Genomic DNA, 18,529 nt, shown 5'->3' with positions numbered 1-18,529 from the left:
GCTCTGCCGGGTTTTGCGGCTGGCGCTCCCCCCTTCAAGTTCGGAAACCCAACGTTATGACGCAGACAATCACGGTCATCCGCGGCGACGGTATTGGCCCGGAGATCATGGATGCCACGCTGTTCGTGCTCGACGCGCTGCAAGCTGGCCTGACCTACGAGTACGCCGACGCTGGCCTGGTCGCGCTGGAAAAGCACGGCGATCTGCTGCCCGAGTCCACCCTGGCTTCGATCACCAAGAACAAGGTGGCGCTGAAGAGCCCGCTGACAACGCCGGTCGGTGAAGGTTTCAGCTCGATCAACGTCGCCATGCGTCGCAAGTTCGACCTGTACGCCAACGTGCGTCCGGCCAAGTCGTTCCCCAACACCAAGTCGCGTTTCGCCGATGGCGTGGACCTGATCACGGTGCGCGAGAACACCGAAGGCGCCTACCTGAGCGAAGGCCAGACCGTGTCCGAGGATGGCGAGACCGCGTTCTCCGGTGCCCGCGTCACCCGCAAGGGCTCCGAGCGCATCGTGCGCTATGCCTTCGACCTTGCCCGCGCCACTGGCCGCAAGAAGGTCACTGCGGTGCACAAGGCCAACATCATCAAGTCGACCTCGGGCCTGTTCCTGAAGGTGGCACGTGACGTGGCGACGCAGTACCCGGAAATCGAATTCCAGGAAATGATCGTCGACAACACCTGCATGCAGCTGGTGATGCGTCCGGAACAGTTCGACATCATCGTGACCACCAACCTGTTCGGCGACATCATCTCCGACCTGTGCGCCGGTCTGGTCGGCGGCCTGGGTCTGGCCCCGGGCGCCAACATCGGTCTGGACGCGGCGATCTTCGAAGCCGTGCACGGCTCGGCACCGGACATCGCAGGGCAGGGCAAGGCCAACCCGTGCGCGCTGCTGCTGGGCGCCGCGCAGATGCTGGACCACATCGGTCAGCCGCAAAACGCCGAGCGCCTGCGCGAAGCCATCGTGGCCACCCTGGAAGCCAAGGACTCGCTGACCCCCGATCTGGGCGGCACCGGCAACACCATGGGCTTCGCCAAGGCCATCGCCAGCCGCCTCTGAGCATCGAAGCGAGCTGCAAAAAGAAAGGGCGCCTAGGCGCCCTTTCTTTTTGCTCGAGACTTGCGCGTAACCAGAATGCACAGGGAATCCGCTCTTACGATTCCCGATTCCCGATTCCCGATTCCCGATTCCCGATTCCCGGCTCAGTTGCGCGACTGCAGCTTCGACAACAAGCGCAGGAACTCGATGTACAGCCACACCAGCGTCACCATCAGGCCGAACGCCCCGTACCACTCCATGTGCTTGGGGGCGCCCTGCTCGACGCCGCTTTCGATGAAGTCGAAGTCCAGCACCAGATTCAGTGCTGCCACCACCACCACGAACAGGCTGAAGCCGATGCCGATCAGCCCCGAGTCGTGGATGAACGGAATACGCACGCCGAACAAGCCCAGCACGATGGTCGCCAGATACACCAGTGCAATGCCGCCGGTTGCCGCAACCACGCCCAGCTTGAAGTTCTCGGTGGCCTTGATCAGCCCACTGCGGTAGGCGAACAGCAGCGCGAACATCGTGCCAAAGGTCAGTAGCACCGCCTGGAACACGATGCCGTTGAAGCGCGCCTCGTACACCGCCGAAATCGAACCAAGAAAGAAGCCTTCCACCAGCGCATACAGCGGCGCGGTGATCGGTGCCCAGGTCGGCTTGAAGCTGGTTGCCAGTGCGAACACCAGCCCGCCGATCGCGCCGGCAATCATGTACAGCTTGGCTGCAGGCAATGGCATGCCATCGGCACCGATCGACTGCGACCAGGCGAAAGCGGCGGTGAGCACGGCCATCAACAACAACGCACCGGTCTTGTTGACGGTGCCGTTGAGGGTCATCGCCTGGCCGTCGCGGGTGACGACCGAGCCGGAGCCAAGGTCGAGGAATGTGGATTCCCGAAGGGCAGGGTTGCCGCTACGCATGCGTGTTCTCCATGAAATGTAGGTGCTCGCCATGATGGTGAGCGTTGTCGCGAGGATACCGGATCGGCGAATTGACGCAGAGTGATTGACAGCGAGGCCAATCGTTCCCAAAATAGCCGACCTTTCCAGCCTTCGGGATTGAAAGGTCCCGCCGGGGTATAGCGCAGTCTGGTAGCGCGCCTGCTTTGGGAGCAGGATGTCGGGGGTTCGAATCCCTCTACCCCGACCATTCCGAGCTTCTTGCGGCGTGGGAATGCAACGTTCGGTCCGGGCGCCCGTAGCTCAACCGGATAGAGCACCGGCCTTCTAAGCCGGCGGTTACAGGTTCGAGTCCTGTCGGGCGCGCCATCGGCGGTGCGGTAGGAAGTAGGTTTTCAGTGGTGGCTGTAGCTCAGCTGGTTAGAGTACTGGATTGTGATTCCAGATGTCGGGGGTTCGAGTCCCCTCAGCCACCCCACTGATTGTAGGAAATGTTGGACCCGACGCATCGCGGGGTGTTGCAACGAAGCAAAAACGCACATACAATGTGCGACCAGTTTCAGGGCCGTTAGCTCAGTTGGTAGAGCAGTTGACTCTTAATCAATAGGTCCAAGGTTCGAATCCTTGACGGCCCACCAAATAAAACAGCCACTTAGCGCAAGCGAAGTGGCTGTTTTTCTATAAGCCGGGGAAATTGTCGGGAAAATTCCCCCTGATTCGGGAGACAGTTGGATGTCTAACACCAAGTCAAGGACGTTGCGGTACAAGAAGGCTGACTACTTGCGGAAAGGTGGTCACGATTTGCAGAGTCTGGTCCAGCAGGCCGTTACCCGTTTAGGCGGCGTGCAGCGTCGCGAGCAGATAGATGTCCTGCAAGGCACACGAACTGTATTGACCGGTGTGCGGTCGAGCTTGGGTATGCTGGTTGGCAAACTGATGCTTTACACGCCAGGCCAACAACAGAAGTTCCTTGAGCTCGACGACACGACGCAAGACTACAAACTTGATGCCTTGCCGGTTGGAATGGGTGAAGGCGGGGCGCCTCGCGAGTTTGTTGAATCGATTCTCTACGTTGCGATTTTCGAGCGCCATGTGATGTTCATCGGCAGCACGTCGCTAAGATCGTCTCAGCTTGAGAGCCACCTCAACTGGCTTCTCAAAGAAGCTGAGTTGCTTGACCCCGAAGACTTTCTCTTCCTAGAGGATCAGCAATCTGAAAAGGCTGTAGCAGTTCTTCGCAGCACGCCTGTTAAAGCAATCGAAATTGGCGGTGAGATCGAGTTCGAGGAAACTGAACGAGTAGCGACAAAGCGCCGCACCAAAGATCGCGAAACTGAACCGGGTCACAAAATCATGAAGCCGATCGGAGCTCTTGCCGACGCAGCAGCTTCAGTGTTTGGCCCCATCTTCGCTGATGCCAGCCTCAAATCTCCGCTTAAGCACAAGGAGCATGTTGGGTTTAAGATGTCTCTGCAGTATCGAAACCGCAAGAAGACGCGGGAGGGATATGAGTTGATGGATCAACTGGCAGTGTTCGGTCGCCATTTCGATGCAGGCGAGTGCGTAGTGCGTTTGGAAGGCGGCGGCCTGCTGGAGGGCGACGACATAAAGGTAGCTAGGTCGCTCTCGTTTACGGTGTTGGCAGATGGGCGACTTGAAGAACCAGCAGTCTGGGAGGTTATTTACGAATGGCTGCAGTCCGCGATCAATGGGCAGGTAGTTGGGGCTTAGGCATGAGTGCGTACACCCACCACCGAGAAGGGGCTGCCCGCAACTTTTTGGTGATCCTTGCGGTGCTGGCTGCATCTGCTACATGTGCCGTCCTGTGTGTACAGAAATTTGATATTGCTCAGATCAGAGCGCTGATCGTAGCGCTCTGGCCTGTCTCGGGTTTGTTGTCAGGCGCGGCACTTGCATTGCTTTACAAGCTTCTTGCCGATACAGCTTCGACTGGAAAGCTCGATCGTCGGCAGCGCTACGAGATTGATAAGATCGTGCGAGGCAAGGTCATACGGTTGTGGCTGCTTGTGGCTGCCGTGATCGCGCCCTTGGCATTTGCTTTGCTTAATGCACATCTAGGCGTAGGCAACGGCAAGCAATTCTTCATAGGGGCGGTAGGCCTATCCGTTGCGAGCACTCTTTTTTTCTTCATTTACGTGCCAGCGACGTGGCTGAACGTTCGTGACTTCAACGCTGAACTAGACCGCCAAAAGTCCGCAAGCGAGCAGGTGGCGGCAGTTCTTGGCAGGCTCAAAAAAGCTCAGAAAAGTGATTGAAATTGCCCACTTGCAGGGCTCATCTCTTCTTTGGTGGTTGAACTAGCGGTACGTCGTGTGAGTAGCGATTGGTCATCTGCTGCGTCGCGTGACCGGCAGCCTCCTGCTTGTCGGCGCGGGTGCCAGCGGTATCCGTGATGCCGCGGTGCTTCAAACCATGCAAGCTAAACCGCTGTTCGGCTGTAATGACGCCATCCTTAACGGCGAGCGTGATCATCCGCTGCCAAGCGCTGTCTAGGGCTGATTTGCTCAAGGGCGTACCCGACTGATTTACCAGTAGCCGCCGACGCTCAGGTTTCATGTGCACGGGCCGCCCCTGAGCGTTCATTGCCCTTTGGCGATAGGCGGCTAGCCAGGCCCATGCTTGGCGTAAGTCGTCATTCCACGCTGTAACCGTGTCACGCGAGCCCTTGCGGCGACTGCTCCGTATGCCTTCGGCCTCTGCGTGCGCATCTGTCAGGTCTGTAACCTCAATGCCGCGCAGGCGCACGTTGTAGGCGAGCAGCATCACGGCGTGGAGGTAAGGCGGCACGCTCCCGCGTGTATGCGCCTTGAGGCTGCCGCGTTCGAGCGCGAAGGTCAGCACAGTGGCAAACACATCGGATTCGGGCATGTTGTGCTCGCCGCGCTCCTTTGCCTGGCGGACACCCTTGGCAGGGTTGTGCTCGCATAAGCCCATTCGGATGCCCCAGCCGAACGCGCGGCGCAGGTAGCGCAACACGTGGTTGGCTTTGCTGGGGCGTGGTTCGATTGCCGGCTGCAGTTTGGTTGCCGGCCGACCTCCCGCTAGCGTCTCGACCAGGCGCTGCATCGCCGGCACGTTGATGCGCGCAATCTGCATCTTGCCGAGCGTCGATCCGTCCTTGAGCACGTAGGTAATTGCGGTTTCCGCGCACCAGCGGTAATCCCGCTGTGTGTCCTTCGACAGTTCGGCAAATTCGGTGGATTCCTCAAGGCGCTCTGTAAGGTAAGCCAATGTGCCTCGGACCTCATTGCCGGCCGCGGCCTCAGCGATGCCGTGGAGCTCAGAGAGCCGGATCTCAGCGTGGGCGACCGTCCGCTTTCGCGGACGCCCCCCTTCGGGATGAGCCTCTAAGAGATACCAGCGGTTGTCCTCCCAATAGACGCCCTTGGGAAGCGCTGCCTGGTCAATGTGCGCCGGAATAGCAGGGTTGAACTTCCTTTTTCTACCGCGTCCCATCAGATCAGCTCCATGGCATTTTCTTGGTTGGCCGCAGGCTCGGCGACGCCGAGCGCGGCGTTCACAGCGTCAATCGTTGTCCAGATCCGGCCCTTGCGGTCGTAGCGGTAGCGGATGCCCTCGCGGTCCGCCCAGCGGCAGACCACCATGAGGCGCGGGGCTGGGCCGTCCGGCGAACAGATCCGCTGCAGGTCGGCGAAATGTAGGATTCGCCCGGTCATAGCAGCTGCTCCTGCTGCCACTGCTGGCGGCTCTTCCACTGCTCGCGCATCTCGTCGCGCAGATCCTGCGCCGCCTGGTCGCCGCCCTTGGCGGCGATCAGCTGCTGCAGCAGGGAAACAGACCTGGCGTCGGTGTATCCCTGTCGCAGCCAGTAGCGCGCTTCGCACTGGCGCCGGTGCGCTTCTGTGTCCTCGTTGCTCACCGGCTGGCGCCTCCGCGAAGGCGTAGGCCAAGTTGCACCACGTTGCTGTCTGCAGGCGCCGCCTGGCGTGGCACACGGATGCGGTGCATACGCTTCCATTCGGCCAATGCCTGGACGAAGTCGGCGTGCTTCTTGGTGCGCCCGCATCGGCATTCGATGGCATGCCCGCCACCGGCCTGCAGACGGCGGCTGTCGACGATGTGTCGGCCCGCGTGACCGGCCCTGCAGGCGGGGAGCGGTTCGGCATGCGATATCTCGCGCTGGGTCATCGCAGGCCTTCCTCCACGGCTCCCGCGCCACTGCCGATCGCCCGCTCTGCCTGGCGCAGGTGCGCGATGGTGCCCTCGTCAATCCGGTCAAGCGCCTGAGCGATGGTGTAGTCCATGTCTGCAAGCCAGTCGTATCGATTGAGCACCAACGCGGCCGTCAAGGCCTCGCCCGTTGACAGTGGGCCGGGGCCGCCGTAGTGCTGCGCTGCCCGGCTCACAGCAATCACGCGATCGAGCGTCATCGTGGCGACCTCCAAGCACCGCCGACGCGCACACGCGCGTCGGCGATAGCAATCACTTCAATGCGCAGACGCTGCGCCGTCAGTTCGGCCAGCAACCGGTCATTGGTCAGCATGAGCACGTCGTGCTGGGCCAGCTGCCAGTCATCCCCCTTGCGCTGCAGTCGCTCGTCCAACTCGACCACGCGTTTGAGCTCGTAGGCCTGGCGGATTGCGTCAGCGTTGAGCGTCTTGCCGCTACCCATTGGCCCGCAAACAACGATCGACTCAGCCATGGGTCACCACCCGGCGCACGGCCATGGCGCGGCGACGGCGCAGGCGCTGCGGGATCTGCCCCACGGCCAGCCCGATGTGTGCAACGCGCGCCGGACGCGTGAGCCACAGCCGATACAGCAGCGCTCCACCGATTGTTGGCGCGATCAAAATCAGGGCCAAATTAAGCATGGGCCACCTCCCGCGCAGCATCCGCGATCGCGGCCTCGGCGGCCGCTGTGGGCCGGCGCGGCAGCATGTTGGCCAAGTCGAACGGAAAGTCCAGATCGTCCATGAAGTCAGCCAGCGCGTTGCTGATCCGATCGGCCTCATTGCTGAACCGCCGCGGGCCGCTGATCAGTTTCCAGCCCTTACCGGGACCACGGCGGCGCTCCCACCGCTGGGTGGCGCTGGTGTGGTGACCCATGTTGAGAACAGCCACCACCACGACCGCGTCGTGGGTGATGTAGAGCGTTGCGATCGCGCTGCAGTCCTTGCCTGCAGCAAGGTCGAAGCCGGATACGGCGGGCGTGATAGCCTCCTGGCCGGGTCCGGCACTGGAAATCTGCGGGCGTGTGACAGCGTGCTGTTGCATGTGGCTCTCCTCGAGCTTCGTTGATGGAAGGTCCAGGGGTGGTGTTGACGCACCGCCCGCCGGACCCGCTGGGACAGGTCAAATCAAATCGGCGCCCTTGGGCGGCTCGGTGGGTTCGCGCAGGCATCTGGCGCTTGAAGCGATGTCGAGTAGTTCTTCGCGCATGAAGTCAGCGACAGCGCTGACGCTGTCGTAGCTGATGCCGGCGCGGGTCGCCACTTCATGGTTCAGTGCAGCGAGCAGGCTGGCAGCCTGCTGCACGCGCCACAGGCGATCGTGCTCTTCCTCGCTGAGCGCGTAGTCGGCGTCTTCTGGATATGCGATTGCACCGGCCGAGCTCATCGTCCGGCTCCGTTGGTGCGTGTCTGCTTGCGCAGCCAGTCGAGCACCGTGCCTGCGGGATCTACACGCATGCAGACATGTAGCCTGCCAAGCACCAGGCTCTGCCCGTCACCGCCCAGTAGTAGGTCATCAAGGCCTGCGGATTCGCAGGCGATCAGTACCGGGGCGACGTCGTGTTGTGCATCGGAATGCAGCATCACAAGCACGTAGCCATGCATCAGCTCGAAGCTGAGTACGACGCCGGCACAGACGCGGAACTGCTTGTTGGCGCTCATCGCTGCGCCTCCTTGAACAGCGCGTCGACAGCTGCGACGGCAGTTTCGATGTCAGCAAGCGTGAGTGCGTGAATCGCCTTGCCAGTGCCTTCCAGGCGTGCCATGAGGGCCAGCCAGGCGGCGTGATTCCAGTCGAGGGTGTTGGCGATCAAGCCAAAGAAATAAGCGACCTGGCGCGCGGCAGATGCCGGCGCCTCTTGAGCGTCGTAGGACATGCAGGATTCCTTTTGTAATTTGGAATCCGCCCACTCGCTTCTAAACGAGGTGGCGGACGGTACGCGGTTAGAAGACCGGCCAAAAGGGAACCGGTGGGCCTTGCGGCCCCCGCGCACCGCCCGCCATAAAACTGGCTTGCGTGCGCCCGCGACGATGCGGGCAACAAAAAAGCGCCATGCATCGGTCGATGGGCGCTGGTGCGCCTTTTGATTCGGGCTTCTAACCCCGGTCGCCGATTGTGCGGCGACGTAGGAATACTCGCTCCGATCCTTGGGGCGTGTCAACGGGAAAATGCGGAAATCTGCGGCAATCATTTCGAGAACACCCAGCACTTCACAGTCGTGCCCGCGCCGAAGCCGTTCGTGAGCACGGCGCTGTTGACGGCGGTGTTGGCCGACACCAGCTTGTGGCGGCGTGAATCGGCCAGCAGACCGCGCAGGATCTTGAGATCCGGCACTGCCTGACTGAACTGCGCAGCCCTGCCAGCGAACTGATTGAGATTGATTGCAATCCGGCTGGCATCGCGGCTGTGGTTGACCACGGCTTTGCCATTGCCAGTTGCCTCCAGATACTCGTAGACCTCCCAGAATTCATTCACCATCGGGTGGTCGGCGCTGATCGCCTTTTGCCGCTCGAAGGCCATGTCCAACAACGCATCGCGCGTGGCCTTGACCATCTCTTCCGGAAGCGTGATCACCAGGCGCAGGCAGTCCAGCAACGCAAGCATCTGCGCGTGGTTCTTGATCACTCGTTCTAGGCGCAGATCCGGCTTCTCGCGCAAACGCGCCTCGTAGAACTTCACCCGCTCGGCAAACTTGTCCAGGATCGCGCCTTCGCTGCGCACGGCCTTGATCAGGAAGTGGCTGAGCTCTTCGACCTGCAGCGCGTTGAGATTGTCGGCCGCAATGCGGCTTTCGGTGGTGACCTGTGGGCGCTTGAAGTGCAGCTTCACGATACGCGTGAGGATCGCTTCTGAGGCGTCAACCGCCGCGTTCTGGCTGATCACAATCGTGCCGCGAAACGGCGGCTCGTAGGTGTCGTTGCCGCCGTTACGCACGCCGCGCGTCGCCAGGGTGCCGCCACCGAAGAAATCCTTCAATTCGTCCCACTCGAAGGTCTTGGCGTGCGCCTTGTCTGGCTCACTGCGGTCGGCTTCCAGCAACACCACCGGCATGCCGGAAATCTGCCCCATGGCACGTGCACGGCCCGCCTTGGATGACTTGGCTGGGTCGAAGCCTTCGTAATCGGAACGGCCCAGCAGCTTCCATAGAAACGTGAGCAAGGTGGTCTTGCCGGCGCCCGCTTCACCGGTGGCTTCGAGGAACGGAAAGCTCTTGTGGCTGGCACGAATCTGCTCGGCAAACAGCGAGCCGAACCAGAACGTCATCGCGACCACGCCGTGCGTGCCGAAGCACTGCCACAGCCAGGGCAACCAATCCGTGCGGAACGCCTCCGGGTCACGCTGGATCTCCATGCGGATCGACTTCTGGGTGCTCTTCAGGCGCAGCTTCTTGAAGCTGAAATAGTCCTCTTCGTTGGCGGTGACCACCTCGCCATCGCGCACGGCGATATCGCCCAGCAGATAGGCGCGGTGTTCCTTGGAATAGCCAACAAAGTCGATGGCCTCGACGGTCTTGATGGCCTCGGTCTGGTCTTCAATCAGCCGGTCGAGCTGGTGGCCGCTGCCGGTGAACATTGCGCCCGCAGCCAGGCTGATCAGGCGCTTCTTGAACTCGCTGGCGCTGGAAATGTGGCCGCCTGTAAAGGTGCCTTTGACGCTGGGCGCATCGTGCGGGAAGTCGATGCGGAAGTAGTACCAGCTTTCGTCAGTGACTTCCTGGCGTTGGAAGTACAGCGCCTCGGGGTAGCAGTTGGCGATCTTGTTCACTGAGCAGGCGGCACGGCGGATCTTGGCGAGCTTGTCCGGGTCGATCTCGCCATCCTCATCCGGTTCCACGTCGCGCTGCAGCTTTTCAAAGCGCACCGCGTCGAACTCGAACCAATACAGGCGCGAGCGGTACTCCAGCCAGAACTCGGACGCTTGGTCGTGGTCATACATGAGCAAGCCCTTCTCGATCGCCGAGCGGGCCATCAGCAGGTCGCCCTGGTAACGCGCCTCGGCAACGGCCGCGTCCCATTGCTTGGCATGGTCGCTCGCGGCCTGCGCACGCAGATGCAGATCGTTCCAGTCGATCTTCTTGCCGGTGGCCGGCTGCTCGATCAGCGCCGCACGGCTCTTGAAGCCAAGCGCATCGGCGCGACGGGCGTGCTTGTGGGTGTAATCGCGGGCACCGGCCTCGTTATCCAGGCCCCACACCAGCGTTGGCAGGTTGCCGGCGCGTTGCTTTGCCAGCTGCCGCAGCGACTCGTCGGGGTAGGCATTGCATGACATGGCAGACACAGCACACACGCCGTATTGCAGCAGCGCGATCGCGTCGAAGATGCCCTCGACAATCCACACCTCGGCTGCGGTGGCCATCAACGCTGCAGCGGCAGGCGCACACCACCACATGCCGGCATAGCTCTGGCCTGGTGCGAAGCGCGCCTTCTGCTTGCCGAACCGGTGCGGCCGATCTATCAGGCGTTCCCACCAGCCGCCCTTGTCGAGCGCGAAACGCACCGTGGCGGTGGCTTCCTTGATCTTGATGGCGTAATAGGTTTCCTGCGTGTACAGACCACGCAGTGGCGCCAACGCAAAGCCGCGCGAGGACTGCAGATAGGCGTCGGCCGACGCCGTCGGCGAGGTCTGCGTGATCGGGTAACGCTTGGACCAATCGTCGAACAGGTCGTCGTAGAGATCCTTGACGTGCAATTCGTGGCCGCATTTGGCTTCGCGGCCGCACTTGACGACCCACGGTTTCGGCTCGAATGCGTAGAGCTCCTTCTTGCCGCAGGCGGGGCACTTGCCGCCGCGCATGTAACTGGTGCCGCTGCGATGCTTGAGCGCGTAGTCGCGCTCAAGCCGCTGCAGCACAAGTTGCCGTAGATCTTCCTGCATGGATCAACCGCCCTTGCGCACAGTGGAGCGCAGCGCCAATGCGGCCAGGCTCTTGCCGATCGGGCGTGGTGTGGTGATCACCTCATAGGCGCCACCCTGTGCCAGGTGCGCGTCGACCTGACGGCGGAGGGTGTCGGCCTGCTCGCGCTTCTTGTGAGGCGACACGTACTGCTGGCTGCTCTGCGATGGCGCATCGACAAAATGCGGCGCCTGTGCGGTGGCCCATCCGTTGCTCTGGCTCATGCGCTGATCTCCCGCGCCACGCTGCCGTAGTCCAGCAGTTCCATCGCCGCATCGGTTGCCAGCACGTGCATCGAGTGCGTGCGGCTGCTGGTGAGCATGCCGCGCACCATCAGTTGCGCCACGGTGGCGGTGTCGTAGGTGCGCCCGGTCTCGCGCTCATGGTGATGGCGCGGTGCGTATTCGGTACCGATTTTCGCCAGCCCACCGCAACGAACGGCGGATTGCAGGCACAACTGTTGAGCGGACGTAAAGTCCGCAAGCTCGATCTTGCTCATCATCAAAGCCCCCTGAAGGCTGAAAAACTACGGTGCTACGGTATCCAGAAGGTCCATCTGCGCAGCGTTGGCTGCGTCGCGGTACGCCTTCAATGCAAGTGCTCGGAGGTAGCCTGGTGTCGGTGGCAAATCGCTGTGTGCGTTTGGGATGCCGCTGGGGCTGCACAAGCCGGTCAGTTCGGTGTGGCCGGTGTAGCTGGCACCGCAGACCGGGTTGTCGCAGACGTACACGTCATTGCGTAGAAAGCGATGCGTGAGGTAGCTGCTGCGCTTGTGAAGTGACGACCCGCAGCCCTCGCAGATGAAGACTGCTTTGCGTCGTGGGAGAGCGGCTGACATGTGCGTTACTTCTGCGAAGCTTTAGGGATTTCTATGGCAGAATCTGGGCGCGGTTTCAGCCCGAGGGCTACTGCGGCGCTGTGTGTTTTGCCGTAGTTGCCGCGTGTCCTCCCTCGCAAAAGATCTGCCACGACATCACGGCTAATGCCATGGCTTCGGGCGAACTGGGAGACGGTGACGCCGTTGTCGCGCAACCATGACTTAGCTTGGTCAGGTGTGCGCAGGGAGGATGACTTGTTGGATGTTTTCATGACGGAAGCTTGGTAGGCATTCCGGAATGATAGGGAAGTAAACTGCACCTTTCAAGGGGTAAATTGTGTCGGTCGGAAGTCGATTGAAGGATGAGCGCAAACGTATCGGTCTGACGCAGACCGAATTGGCGGAGCGTTGCGGGTTGACAAAGCGTTCCCAGGTCAACATCGAAAAGGACGAGCACGTGCCGGGCGGAACCTATTTAGCCGCCGCGAGCGAAGTGGGCATTGATGTGCTGTATGTCCTCACTGGTCAGCGCCATGGTATGAGCACGGAAGAGGTGCAGTTGGTGTCCGCTTACCGCCTTGCGCCGCCGGAAGTGCGCCTCGCCGTTGCTGCTGCTTTAGGAGCGACAGCCAGGGCTGCTGGACGAGCAAAGTTTGTGATGCACCAATCAGAGGTAGGTCAGGTCCTGTCCGGGGGCGAAATATCCCAGCCCAATCTGACGATAAACGTCGGTGGCGGACGTAAAAAAAATCGGACGTGATGCAATTGGTGGTCGGACAGCTGCTCATCGGCCGGGCGATCCATATCGGCACAAAATTGGCGGTCTGAAGTGCTCGTGGCACGAGATGAGGCCGACGCCTCAATTGATTTCTAGCCTGTTGACACACGTCGAAGGCGTCTTCAAGAAGAGAGAGAAAAAATGCGAGACCACAACGAGCGAATGGACGTTAAGAAATCTGAAATCGGCCAGCTTATCCAGACTGCAAACATCGAAAATCAACAGATCAATTACGGTCAAGCAACGCCGAGTCCATCGCTTGAAGAGCTGGAAATTGAGCAGTTGGTTGTCAATGAGGTTTTGAAGAAGGCACGCTTCTGGGATGGGTTGTACACAATCACCTGGGGTGTGGGGTCTATGCTCGTATGGATGAAGCTTCAGGGAATTTCCCCATCTTCAGTGATGGGTGAACAGATTGCTTATCTTGCTCTCTGGATCGCAGTTCCAATCACAATCAGGCTTCTAATGCCGGTCGGTTTCCGCCAGAAATATGCGCAAGCTCGCGCCACGATCAAGTCGGAAAAGAAAAGGCAGATGGAATTGGCGATTCAGATTGAAAGACTGAAAGTGCGCAGAAAGTTCGAGGCAGGGTGATAAAAAAAGCCGCCGGTCTACAACCGGCGGCTTTTGTTGAGGTGTCGGTGCCTCACTCCATGTGATCGAGCCGTCGCCGTCCTGGCAACGCGAGATGACCGGACATCCTTAGATCGAACGCTATAACGATCGAATAGCGTTGGCTGTCAGATAAACCCTACACGCGGTGTAGGGATTGCACTTGATTTGCATCAAGTGTGCGCTGCGTTTTATTTGAGATAATTGTCTCGATGAGCTGTTGAACTGCGTGGCTGCCCAGCGGCCCGATTCGGTGAGACGCCCCTAAATTCTGGAGAGACACATGGATGATGCAATGGTTCGCCTGTCGGGCGAATACGTGTTGACTGCACACGTTGTTTGGCTCGGCGATGAATGCTGCGCAGAAATTCTTGTCTCCAAGAGCGGTGGCATCACGTTACGGCAGCACAGATTGCCAGTCACCGGATTCACTTCATACGCCGAGGCGACCTCCTACGCGCTGAGCCAAATGCGCAAATGCAGAGTCTCGGGCGACGGCACGCTATTGATGCCGGTAGCCGCTGAAAACCAGCTGTTGCAGTAGAGAAGATGAAAGCGTCAGACGACGCTTTCCAACTCAAGCGACGTTGTGAACCCGTTACCACCGAGAGCATGTGTGGCTTTTGCAACCAGCCAGCGCTGTGCGTCAACTTGCGGCTTGAAGCCGCTGACAGCCACGCTTTGTTCCGGTGAGATCTCTGCTCTGCCAATGGCGAGCACATAGTCGAATTTCGCCATGCCGCGTTTGACGCGCTCCAGTTCTGCATGCGCATGCTGGCGTGCCGTTGCCTCATCGGCATACGACTCGCGCAGACGTTTTGCGTTGTCGTCCGTGCCCACCAGCACCGACTGCCGCCGCGCCTTGCCCTTGTCCACCCAGTAGGCGCGCACGCCAGTGTAGGCATCGCGGTCGGCTACCGAGTAGCGGTGCTGGTCACCATCGCGCCGCGTCAGCGTGACGGTCGGCAGTGGTTTGCCCGTTGCTGTGGTGCCGGCGCCGATCGGGGCAAACAGCAGCGCACCGGCTTTGATTGTCGCCACCGCGTTAAAGCGTTGCCCCAAGCTGGTGAGCAGGTTCATGTCGCTCTCGTTGGCCTGGTCGAGGTGCGGCAACTTGATACGCGCCAGTGCATCGGCGACGCGCGGCATCAGTGCATGCTCGCCAGCCAGCGTGTTCAGCACCGCGCCCAGCGTGGTGTTGTGCCAACTGCGCTCGCGCCGCGTGCGCATGTCAGTGGTGAGGTCTGCACTGCGCGCGCGCACCGTGATGATGTCCGGCGCGCCGCTGTACTCCACCTCGTCCACGATGAAGGTGCCTTTCTCGACCAGGCCGGTGGCTTTCCAGCCCAGCGCCACAGCCAGGCGCACTCCGCGTTTGGGCAGCGCCATCTTGCCGTCGTGGTCGTGGATGCGCAGATCCAGCTGGTCGGCTTCGCCGCCACGGCATTCGGTGAGTGTGAGATCGAGCAAGCGTGGCGCGATGCGCTCGGTGAGGTCCGTGCCATCGAGCACAACGCGCCACTGCGGAATCGGGTAGCTCATGCAGCGGTCGCCTCGGGCGCGACGTCGTCGGTGCGGCGCAGGCTCAGTTGGAACTCGACTCGGCGCGGCGTGCCATCCGGAAAGAACAGCAATGCCGTCTCGTTGACCGCCAGCAACACATACGGCCCATACACCCAGCCCGTGCCATCGACCAGCGGCAGCGGCTCACCGGCTGCTGCGAGTCTGCGCAGCGTGGTCAGTGATCCACGTGAGCCGGTCAGGTCCGGCGCGATCAGGCCTGATAGCTCGATCGTTTCATCGCCTGGACCCAGGAACTGGCTGGCCGCTCGCGCGCCGACACGCTCGCTGGTGGGGTGGCGCCAACTCATCTGCCGCTGCAGCTGCAGATAGGCGGCGCTATCGAGGGCAAACACAAACGTGCCGTAGGACATCATCATCGGGTGGATCCTCAGTCGTCGCGCAAGCTGGAGCGGCGAGTGGCCGCTGTACGCCGGTCGCGCTCTTCGATCTGGCGGGCGACTTCGCGTGCCAGTGCAGTCGCATCCATGCCCGGTGCGGCATGGACATGGATGACGTAGCTGTTGCCGCCTGCAGGCGCGCTGGCGGCGCGCGTAGGCGCCGACAGCGGCGCCCGGCTATCGATCGCCGCCACAGGTGCTGTGGCCGTCGCCAGGGCCAGGCCGGCGCCCACCGCACGCATCCGGTTGCCAAGCGCCATGACGGCCTGCACCGGCGCGCCCTGGCCGCGCTGCAGTCCCACGGTGAGGCCCTGCATGGTGAAGTCGCCCAGCTGGGCGAACACGCGTGAGGGGCTGTGGATGCCCAGCAGGCCCTTGAAGCGATCGACCACGCCGGTGCCGACGCTGGCGATCGCATTGCTGGCGGCGCCGAGCTTGGAGCGGATGCCCTGGACAAGGCCGCTGATCATGTCGGCGCCGGCCTGCAGCATCCGGGCCGGCCAGTTGGCCAGCTGCAGGTTGATGCCGGCCCACAGCTGCAGCAGCCCTTGGCGAATGCGATCGCCGTTACCGGTGAACACGCCCACGATCAGCGACCAGGCGCCCTGGACCGTTTGCCATACGCCGCCGAGGATTTGCTTGATCACCGGCAGGACGAATGCGAACGGCTGGAGCAAGCCGCTGATCATGTCGGCGCCGGCCTGCAGCATCCGGGCCGGCCAGTTGGCCAGCTGCAGGTTGATGCCGGCCCACAGCTGCAGCAGCCCTTGGCGAATGCGATCGCCGTTACCGGTGAACACCCCCACGATCAGCGACCAGGTGCCCTGGACCGTTTGCCACACGCCGCCCAGGATCTGCCTGATCACCGGCAGGACGAACGCGAACGGCTGGAGCAAGCCGCTGATCATGTCCGCCCCGGCCTGCAGCATCCGGGCCGGCCAGTTGGCCAGCTGTAGGTTGATGCCGGCCCACAGCTGCAGCAGCCCTTGGCGGATGCGATCGCCGTTGCCGGTGAACACGCCCACGATCAGCGACCACGTGCCCTGGACGGTTTGCCACACGCCGCCGAGGATCTGCTTGATGACCGGCAGCACGAACACAAACGCCTGCACCAGCCAGCCGATCGCCTTGACGGCCAGCTGCAGCTGGGTGACCAGCACCGCGCCAATGATCTGCCCGAAGCCGCGACCGGCCTGCGTTGCACCGTGTAACTGCGCGGTGGTGGCCTCGAACGGCGTCAGCAGCTGCTTGACCCACGCCCAGGCCTGGCCCATCGCAGCGGCCACGGTGTCCCACACCGGCGCCAGTGGCGCGAGCGCCGCCTGCAGCTCTGCCAGCACCGGCGCGGCCACATCGACGATGCCTTGCCACACACCGATGGCGAACGCCTTGATCGGCCCCCAGTACTTCCACACCAGTAGCGCCACCGCCGCGACGGCCGCACCGATCGCCAGGACTGGCAGGCTGACGCCGCCGAGCAGCGGCAGCAGCAGGCGCGCGCCATTGGCGAGCATGGGCAGCACGCGGCCGCCGAACGCCAGCCCCTGCCGCAGCAGCGCACCAAAGCCACCACCGCCCGACAGCAGCGCCACGGCGCCGTGGATCTGCGAGAACGCCATTGCGGCCACGCCGCCAGCGACCAATAGCCCGCCTAGGATGGTCAGCAATGCCGCGCCGCCGATTGCGACCTTGGCGATTGCACCCACCAGCACCGGATTGGCGCGGATCCACGTCGTGACCTGGCCGACTACGGCAGCCGTGCGCTCGGTCAGTTGCTTGAACTGCGGCAGCAGGGTCTGGCCGATCGATTGCGACACCACCACGGCGGTGTTCTTCAGCAACTGCAGCGAGTTGGCCGAGGTGGCCACCCGCGATGCGTACTCGGCCGACATCGAGCCGCCGTAGCGCTGCGCATCGGCGACCTTGGCGAAGTTGCCCTGCAGCAGCTCCAGATTGGTCAGCAGTGGCGCGATTGCACCGATCGACTCGCGTCCGAACAGCTGCGTCATGGTCGCGGCCTGCTCGGCCTTGGGCAGTGCGCGCAGCTTCTGCAGCACCGACATGATCGCCCCGCCTGCGTCCTTCTGCATAACCTCGGCCATGGTGGTGGCCTTGATGCCCAGCTTGTCGAAGGCCTCGCGCTGGCTCTTGGTGGCCGACTCGCCCGAGGCCAGCGTGAGCAGCATGTTCTTGATGCCGGTGGCCGAGACTTCCGACTCGATGCCCATGCCGGCAACGGTGGCGCCCAGCGCGGCCAGCGGCCCGCTCTGAAGGCCGGCGACCTCGCCCAGGGCACCAATGCGGTTCACCACCGCGCTGATCTTGTTGACGCTGGCAGGGCCGGTGTTGCCGAGGTAGTTGATCTTGTCGGCCAGCACGACGACTTCGGCCTGGCCCATGCGAAACGCCGTGCGCCAGGTCGCCATGGTCTGGCCGGCGTCCTCGGCGCTGCTGTCGAAGGCCACGCCCATCTTCGCAGCGTCCTCGGCGAAGCGGACCAGCTCCTGGCGCGGGATGGCCGCCTGGCCGGCGGCCGCCACGATCTTGGCAATCTCGGCCGGCAGCATGGGCAGGCGCATGGAGAGGTTCTCGACATCACGCCCCATCTGCAAGAACTGCTGCGGCGTCTTGAAGTCCACGACCTTGCGCACGTCGGCCATGGCCGACTCGAATTCCATCGCATCGCTGATCGGCAGCGCGGTGGCACCCAGTGCGCGCTGGCCGGCGAACGCCATGCCGGCGCCGTAGGCGCTCGCCTGCAGGCCAGCGCTCTGGATCCGGGCGCTGCGACGTTGCGCGGCATCGATCGCCGCCAGGCGCTGCTGCTGGGCGCGCATGGCGGTGTTGGTGCTCTCGATCTCAGTGCGCAGGCGCCGCTCGTGCGTGACCAGCTCGCGCGTGCTGATTCCGGCCGTCTCCAGACGACCACGCAGGCGCTGCAGGCCGGCCTCCTGCGCGCCGTGTGCGGTCTTGAGTTCGCGTGCGGTGCGCACGGCGCGTTCGAACTCAGCATTCATGGCAGCGGTGGGCGTGCCGGTCGCCTTGATCTGTTGGGCGAGCGTGCGCACCGATTGGCGCTGCGCATCGAGCGCGGTCTTGGCACGCTGTGCCAACGCCACCTGTTCGCGATACGCGCCGATGTCGCGGTGCTGGCTGTTGAGCTGACGCAGCGCGTCGCGCTGATTGCGCAATGCGGTGGCAACGCCACGGCTGCCATTGAGCACGCGGCGGAACGGGCCGGTGGCGCGATCGACAGCGGCCAGGATGACCTGCAGGCGCAGATTGTCGGAGGCCGCCATTTAGGCGG

At 62.4% G+C, this 18,529-nt stretch carries 26 protein-coding genes and 4 tRNA genes; 10 read left to right on the top strand and 20 right to left on the bottom strand.

The features are described 5' to 3' along the window. Positions 1–56: 56 nt before the first annotated feature. Positions 57–1,064: an isocitrate dehydrogenase gene (locus AC1PLU_RS17450; RefSeq protein ID WP_006451741.1), complete on the top strand. Its 1,008-nt coding sequence runs from the start codon at positions 57–59 to the stop codon at positions 1,062–1,064. A gap of 143 nt (positions 1,065–1,207) precedes the next feature. On the opposite strand, the gene AC1PLU_RS17445 is transcribed toward AC1PLU_RS17450, so the two are convergent. Then, positions 1,208–1,969: a Bax inhibitor-1/YccA family protein gene (locus tag AC1PLU_RS17445; RefSeq protein ID WP_023902870.1), complete on the bottom strand. Its 762-nt coding sequence runs from the start codon at positions 1,967–1,969 to the stop codon at positions 1,208–1,210. 152 nt (positions 1,970–2,121) lie between these two features. Between AC1PLU_RS17445 and AC1PLU_RS17440 the strand changes: the two genes are divergently transcribed. The 6 genes from AC1PLU_RS17440 (at position 2,122) to AC1PLU_RS17415 (ending at position 4,224) form a co-directional block, all read left to right on the top strand. After that, positions 2,122–2,198 (top strand) — tRNA-Pro (locus AC1PLU_RS17440). 42 nt (positions 2,199–2,240) lie between these two features. Further along, positions 2,241–2,317: transfer RNA gene (locus tag AC1PLU_RS17435), tRNA-Arg, on the top strand. A gap of 32 nt (positions 2,318–2,349) precedes the next feature. Further along, positions 2,350–2,426, top strand: a tRNA-His gene (locus AC1PLU_RS17430). 84 nt (positions 2,427–2,510) lie between these two features. Beyond that, positions 2,511–2,586 (top strand) — tRNA-Lys (locus AC1PLU_RS17425). A 94-nt stretch (positions 2,587–2,680) separates the two neighbouring features. Next, positions 2,681–3,679: a hypothetical protein gene (locus tag AC1PLU_RS17420; protein WP_481106884.1), complete on the top strand. Its 999-nt coding sequence runs from the start codon at positions 2,681–2,683 to the stop codon at positions 3,677–3,679. Between the two features lie 2 nt (positions 3,680–3,681). Then, positions 3,682–4,224 (top strand): hypothetical protein, encoded by a 543-nt coding sequence (locus AC1PLU_RS17415; protein ID WP_481106883.1) that lies wholly within the window; start codon positions 3,682–3,684, stop codon positions 4,222–4,224. Between the two features lie 19 nt (positions 4,225–4,243). Here the strand turns inward: AC1PLU_RS17415 and AC1PLU_RS17410 are convergent, their stop codons facing one another. The 16 genes from AC1PLU_RS17410 to AC1PLU_RS17335 form a co-directional block, all read right to left on the bottom strand. Beyond that, positions 4,244–5,425: a site-specific integrase gene (locus tag AC1PLU_RS17410; protein ID WP_481106882.1), complete on the bottom strand. Its 1,182-nt coding sequence runs from the start codon at positions 5,423–5,425 to the stop codon at positions 4,244–4,246. Then, positions 5,425–5,646: a hypothetical protein gene (locus AC1PLU_RS17405; RefSeq protein WP_481106881.1), complete on the bottom strand. Its 222-nt coding sequence runs from the start codon at positions 5,644–5,646 to the stop codon at positions 5,425–5,427. The genes AC1PLU_RS17410 and AC1PLU_RS17405 overlap by 1 nt, the downstream gene beginning before the upstream one ends. After that, entirely contained in the window at positions 5,643–5,849 is a 207-nt protein-coding gene (locus AC1PLU_RS17400; RefSeq protein WP_481106880.1) for a DUF7696 family protein, read from the bottom strand. The genes AC1PLU_RS17405 and AC1PLU_RS17400 overlap by 4 nt, the downstream gene beginning before the upstream one ends. Beyond that, a complete protein-coding gene (locus AC1PLU_RS17395) occupies positions 5,846–6,118 on the bottom strand; it encodes a hypothetical protein (RefSeq protein ID WP_481106879.1) in 273 nt (90 codons plus the stop codon). Before AC1PLU_RS17395 ends, AC1PLU_RS17400 begins: the two co-directional genes overlap by 4 nt. Then, entirely contained in the window at positions 6,115–6,360 is a 246-nt protein-coding gene (locus AC1PLU_RS17390; RefSeq protein WP_481106878.1) for a hypothetical protein, read from the bottom strand. The genes AC1PLU_RS17395 and AC1PLU_RS17390 overlap by 4 nt, the downstream gene beginning before the upstream one ends. Beyond that, positions 6,357–6,632: a hypothetical protein gene (locus tag AC1PLU_RS17385; protein ID WP_481106877.1), complete on the bottom strand. Its 276-nt coding sequence runs from the start codon at positions 6,630–6,632 to the stop codon at positions 6,357–6,359. Before AC1PLU_RS17385 ends, AC1PLU_RS17390 begins: the two co-directional genes overlap by 4 nt. Then, positions 6,625–6,801: a hypothetical protein gene (locus tag AC1PLU_RS17380; protein ID WP_481106876.1), complete on the bottom strand. Its 177-nt coding sequence runs from the start codon at positions 6,799–6,801 to the stop codon at positions 6,625–6,627. The genes AC1PLU_RS17385 and AC1PLU_RS17380 overlap by 8 nt, the downstream gene beginning before the upstream one ends. Further along, the gene (locus tag AC1PLU_RS17375) at positions 6,794–7,204 is read right to left on the bottom strand and encodes a hypothetical protein (protein WP_481106875.1); all 411 of its coding nucleotides are present in this window, start codon (positions 7,202–7,204) and stop codon (positions 6,794–6,796) included. The genes AC1PLU_RS17380 and AC1PLU_RS17375 overlap by 8 nt, the downstream gene beginning before the upstream one ends. Positions 7,205–7,282: 78 nt before the next feature. After that, positions 7,283–7,546 (bottom strand): hypothetical protein, encoded by a 264-nt coding sequence (locus AC1PLU_RS17370; RefSeq protein WP_481106874.1) that lies wholly within the window; start codon positions 7,544–7,546, stop codon positions 7,283–7,285. Further along, positions 7,543–7,821, bottom strand: coding sequence for a hypothetical protein (locus AC1PLU_RS17365; protein ID WP_481106873.1), 279 nt, complete (start codon positions 7,819–7,821; stop codon positions 7,543–7,545). Before AC1PLU_RS17365 ends, AC1PLU_RS17370 begins: the two co-directional genes overlap by 4 nt. Then, on the bottom strand, positions 7,818–8,036 hold the full coding sequence (locus AC1PLU_RS17360; protein WP_249060006.1) for a hypothetical protein: 219 nt from the start codon (positions 8,034–8,036) through the stop codon (positions 7,818–7,820). The genes AC1PLU_RS17365 and AC1PLU_RS17360 overlap by 4 nt, the downstream gene beginning before the upstream one ends. 311 nt (positions 8,037–8,347) lie before the next feature. Beyond that, positions 8,348–11,035, bottom strand: a complete 2,688-nt coding sequence (locus AC1PLU_RS17355; protein WP_481106872.1) for a toprim domain-containing protein — start codon at positions 11,033–11,035, stop codon at positions 8,348–8,350. 3 nt (positions 11,036–11,038) lie between these two features. Then, a complete protein-coding gene (locus AC1PLU_RS17350; protein ID WP_249059962.1) occupies positions 11,039–11,278 on the bottom strand; it encodes a hypothetical protein in 240 nt (79 codons plus the stop codon). Next, positions 11,275–11,556 (bottom strand): hypothetical protein, encoded by a 282-nt coding sequence (locus AC1PLU_RS17345; RefSeq protein ID WP_481106871.1) that lies wholly within the window; start codon positions 11,554–11,556, stop codon positions 11,275–11,277. The genes AC1PLU_RS17350 and AC1PLU_RS17345 overlap by 4 nt, the downstream gene beginning before the upstream one ends. 24 nt (positions 11,557–11,580) lie before the next feature. Beyond that, a complete protein-coding gene (locus AC1PLU_RS17340) occupies positions 11,581–11,892 on the bottom strand; it encodes an ogr/Delta-like zinc finger family protein (protein ID WP_249059959.1) in 312 nt (103 codons plus the stop codon). Between the two features lie 5 nt (positions 11,893–11,897). Next, complete coding sequence (locus AC1PLU_RS17335) at positions 11,898–12,143, bottom strand: DNA-binding protein (protein WP_249059958.1); 246 nt, start codon at positions 12,141–12,143, stop codon at positions 11,898–11,900. An 83-nt stretch (positions 12,144–12,226) separates the two neighbouring features. Between AC1PLU_RS17335 and AC1PLU_RS17330 the strand changes: the two genes are divergently transcribed. The 3 genes from AC1PLU_RS17330 to AC1PLU_RS17320 all read left to right on the top strand — a co-directional run bounded on the left by AC1PLU_RS17330 (position 12,227) and on the right by AC1PLU_RS17320 (position 13,805). Next, positions 12,227–12,631: a helix-turn-helix domain-containing protein gene (locus AC1PLU_RS17330; RefSeq protein WP_317062513.1), complete on the top strand. Its 405-nt coding sequence runs from the start codon at positions 12,227–12,229 to the stop codon at positions 12,629–12,631. 159 nt (positions 12,632–12,790) lie between these two features. Then, positions 12,791–13,243: a hypothetical protein gene (locus tag AC1PLU_RS17325; protein ID WP_481106870.1), complete on the top strand. Its 453-nt coding sequence runs from the start codon at positions 12,791–12,793 to the stop codon at positions 13,241–13,243. 301 nt (positions 13,244–13,544) lie between these two features. Next, positions 13,545–13,805: a hypothetical protein gene (locus AC1PLU_RS17320; RefSeq protein WP_481106869.1), complete on the top strand. Its 261-nt coding sequence runs from the start codon at positions 13,545–13,547 to the stop codon at positions 13,803–13,805. 14 nt (positions 13,806–13,819) lie between these two features. Here the strand turns inward: AC1PLU_RS17320 and AC1PLU_RS17315 are convergent, their stop codons facing one another. The 3 genes from AC1PLU_RS17315 to AC1PLU_RS17305 are packed head-to-tail and all read right to left on the bottom strand — an operon-like array spanning position 13,820 to position 18,521. After that, positions 13,820–14,803: a phage late control D family protein gene (locus AC1PLU_RS17315; protein WP_481106868.1), complete on the bottom strand. Its 984-nt coding sequence runs from the start codon at positions 14,801–14,803 to the stop codon at positions 13,820–13,822. Next, a complete protein-coding gene (locus AC1PLU_RS17310; RefSeq protein WP_481106867.1) occupies positions 14,800–15,201 on the bottom strand; it encodes a phage tail protein in 402 nt (133 codons plus the stop codon). The genes AC1PLU_RS17315 and AC1PLU_RS17310 overlap by 4 nt, the downstream gene beginning before the upstream one ends. Before the next feature lie 11 nt (positions 15,202–15,212). Then, positions 15,213–18,521 (bottom strand): phage tail tape measure protein, encoded by a 3,309-nt coding sequence (locus tag AC1PLU_RS17305; protein ID WP_481106866.1) that lies wholly within the window; start codon positions 18,519–18,521, stop codon positions 15,213–15,215. Positions 18,522–18,529: the final 8 nt, after the last annotated feature.

This window comes from Xanthomonas sp. NCPPB 2933, from assembly GCF_056725225.1.
This window is presented reverse-complemented; position numbering and strand designations above follow the sequence as displayed.

Excerpts from the sequence above, each read along its gene's own strand:
- AC1PLU_RS17450 (WP_006451741.1), top strand. The coding sequence starts at position 57 with ATGACGCAGACAATCACGGTCATCCGCGGCGACGGTATTGGCCCGGAG.
- AC1PLU_RS17445 (WP_023902870.1), bottom strand. The coding sequence starts at position 1,969 with ATGCGTAGCGGCAACCCTGCCCTTCGGGAATCCACATTCCTCGACCTT.
- AC1PLU_RS17420 (WP_481106884.1), top strand. The coding sequence starts at position 2,681 with ATGTCTAACACCAAGTCAAGGACGTTGCGGTACAAGAAGGCTGACTAC.
- AC1PLU_RS17415 (WP_481106883.1), top strand. The coding sequence starts at position 3,682 with ATGAGTGCGTACACCCACCACCGAGAAGGGGCTGCCCGCAACTTTTTG.
- AC1PLU_RS17410 (WP_481106882.1), bottom strand. The coding sequence starts at position 5,425 with ATGGGACGCGGTAGAAAAAGGAAGTTCAACCCTGCTATTCCGGCGCAC.
- AC1PLU_RS17405 (WP_481106881.1), bottom strand. The coding sequence starts at position 5,646 with ATGACCGGGCGAATCCTACATTTCGCCGACCTGCAGCGGATCTGTTCG.
- AC1PLU_RS17395 (WP_481106879.1), bottom strand. The coding sequence starts at position 6,118 with ATGACCCAGCGCGAGATATCGCATGCCGAACCGCTCCCCGCCTGCAGG.
- AC1PLU_RS17390 (WP_481106878.1), bottom strand. The coding sequence starts at position 6,360 with ATGACGCTCGATCGCGTGATTGCTGTGAGCCGGGCAGCGCAGCACTAC.
- AC1PLU_RS17385 (WP_481106877.1), bottom strand. The coding sequence starts at position 6,632 with ATGGCTGAGTCGATCGTTGTTTGCGGGCCAATGGGTAGCGGCAAGACG.
- AC1PLU_RS17380 (WP_481106876.1), bottom strand. The coding sequence starts at position 6,801 with ATGCTTAATTTGGCCCTGATTTTGATCGCGCCAACAATCGGTGGAGCG.
- AC1PLU_RS17375 (WP_481106875.1), bottom strand. The coding sequence starts at position 7,204 with ATGCAACAGCACGCTGTCACACGCCCGCAGATTTCCAGTGCCGGACCC.
- AC1PLU_RS17370 (WP_481106874.1), bottom strand. The coding sequence starts at position 7,546 with ATGAGCTCGGCCGGTGCAATCGCATATCCAGAAGACGCCGACTACGCG.
- AC1PLU_RS17365 (WP_481106873.1), bottom strand. The coding sequence starts at position 7,821 with ATGAGCGCCAACAAGCAGTTCCGCGTCTGTGCCGGCGTCGTACTCAGC.
- AC1PLU_RS17360 (WP_249060006.1), bottom strand. The coding sequence starts at position 8,036 with ATGTCCTACGACGCTCAAGAGGCGCCGGCATCTGCCGCGCGCCAGGTC.
- AC1PLU_RS17355 (WP_481106872.1), bottom strand. The coding sequence starts at position 11,035 with ATGCAGGAAGATCTACGGCAACTTGTGCTGCAGCGGCTTGAGCGCGAC.
- AC1PLU_RS17350 (WP_249059962.1), bottom strand. The coding sequence starts at position 11,278 with ATGAGCCAGAGCAACGGATGGGCCACCGCACAGGCGCCGCATTTTGTC.
- AC1PLU_RS17345 (WP_481106871.1), bottom strand. The coding sequence starts at position 11,556 with ATGATGAGCAAGATCGAGCTTGCGGACTTTACGTCCGCTCAACAGTTG.
- AC1PLU_RS17340 (WP_249059959.1), bottom strand. The coding sequence starts at position 11,892 with ATGTCAGCCGCTCTCCCACGACGCAAAGCAGTCTTCATCTGCGAGGGC.
- AC1PLU_RS17335 (WP_249059958.1), bottom strand. The coding sequence starts at position 12,143 with ATGAAAACATCCAACAAGTCATCCTCCCTGCGCACACCTGACCAAGCT.
- AC1PLU_RS17325 (WP_481106870.1), top strand. The coding sequence starts at position 12,791 with ATGCGAGACCACAACGAGCGAATGGACGTTAAGAAATCTGAAATCGGC.
- AC1PLU_RS17320 (WP_481106869.1), top strand. The coding sequence starts at position 13,545 with ATGGATGATGCAATGGTTCGCCTGTCGGGCGAATACGTGTTGACTGCA.
- AC1PLU_RS17315 (WP_481106868.1), bottom strand. The coding sequence starts at position 14,803 with ATGAGCTACCCGATTCCGCAGTGGCGCGTTGTGCTCGATGGCACGGAC.
- AC1PLU_RS17310 (WP_481106867.1), bottom strand. The coding sequence starts at position 15,201 with ATGATGATGTCCTACGGCACGTTTGTGTTTGCCCTCGATAGCGCCGCC.
- AC1PLU_RS17305 (WP_481106866.1), bottom strand. The coding sequence starts at position 18,521 with ATGGCGGCCTCCGACAATCTGCGCCTGCAGGTCATCCTGGCCGCTGTC.